Below are 1,469 nucleotides of genomic sequence, written 5' to 3'. Positions count from 1 at the left end.
GTCCATCTCATCCCAAGTTTTTTGACTCCAATCACCACGCTGCAGCATTAGCATCAAGTCATACATCTCATCATCAGGCTTTACTGTACTCGATATATAGGGATCATTAGCTACTTTATCGATGTTCTCCTCAATGAAGTCTTTGAATAAAGGGATGTCATCTTCAGGGTTGATCGCCTTTTCTTTACAACCGGTGAGGATACTCATCGATAAGCTTAAAAATATAACTTGGATAATCGTTGTATTACGCATCATAGGGCTGTGTCCAACAGATAGTGATGTTTGGGCCGAGAAACAGCATAACGTTTTAAAGCTAAGCAAATGCTACCGCCCAGCGATTGTTGTATCACTTACTGGGCGGAATGTTTGGGATGTAAATTTAAGACTAGTAAGAAACCTTTCAATTGGCTAAAGTGTCAGCAGCAATTTAGCCTCGCCCCCAGTTATCGATCCTAGTGAAATAATCGATATAAATCATTGGCTTCATCTCAGCGATTTCTTTTTCTATATTACAGATACTTTCATCGTAATAACTCTTATTTGGCCAATCATCATAATAAACAAAATAACGGTTGTCATTGAACAACTTTTCATACAATAACGCATGACAATATTTTTCTTTATTATTAAGCTCATCAGCTCTGTCTAGTGCCATCGATAAAAAATAGTAGCTACCTCCTACTTTTTTCATCCTTTCATATAGTTCTCGATTATCTTCGTCATAGTACATTACCGTTCCCATGGCTGGGATGTAGTTGTTATTACTTGCAATCTTAAAAAGATCGAACGCTAATTTTTCTAGTTCTTTTGAGCGAAAGACGAATCCGTTATTTGTCTGCATTTGCAATGAGTCGGTATAATCCATCAATGGCTTATAGTAATGAGCCTCTGCGAATCGAATGACTTCTTTAATATACTCTTCACGTTTTTCTACTGATTTATCAAGGCCTTTTTCTTTCAGCAAGAAGTATTGAGCACGAAGATCACCTTTCGCTGCAAGTTCTTTAAATTCCTCAACTGCTCTTTGGTAGATTCCCTCGGTGCAATATTTATTTTCATAAGAGGTATCTAAACCGAGGTCTTTTGCTACTTTATTGCCAAAATGTTCTGATGAAAGATAAGAAAGGCATAAGTTACTTTTACTAGATAACCAGTAAGTCGCATAGGGGTTCCCTTTTCTCATCAATTCAGTCAGTATCGCAGTGGCTTCACTTCGTTTATAAATCTCATCTATTTTTGTACGTGCATAGATTATTTTGGCATTCTCTACGCCCTTTTTCATCAAAGAGTCCATCTCATCCCAAGTTTTTTGACTCCAATCACCACGCTGCAGCATTAGCATCAAGTCATACATCTCATCATCAGGCTTTACTGTACTCGATATATAGGGATCATTAGCTACTTTATCGATGTTCTCCTCAATGGATATATAGGGATCATTAGCTACTTTATCGATGTTCTCCTCAATG

The 1,469-nt window shown here is 37.4% G+C and carries 1 protein-coding gene and 1 pseudogene; both read right to left on the bottom strand.

Features of this window, described 5'->3' with window-relative positions; all coding sequences use genetic code 11:
* Positions 1-255: pseudogene (locus tag BZG75_RS15130) on the bottom strand (hypothetical protein); the annotation flags it as partial.
* 172 nt (positions 256-427) lie between these two features.
* On the bottom strand, positions 428-1,469 hold a 1,042-nt coding region (locus tag BZG75_RS15355; RefSeq protein WP_077577422.1), incomplete at its 5' end, for a hypothetical protein.

Source organism: Salinivibrio sp. AR640 (genome assembly GCF_001995405.1).
Lineage (GTDB): Bacteria > Pseudomonadota > Gammaproteobacteria > Enterobacterales > Vibrionaceae > Salinivibrio > Salinivibrio costicola.
Note: the sequence above shows the minus strand (reverse complement) of the source record. Positions and strands in the feature narration are given on the sequence as shown.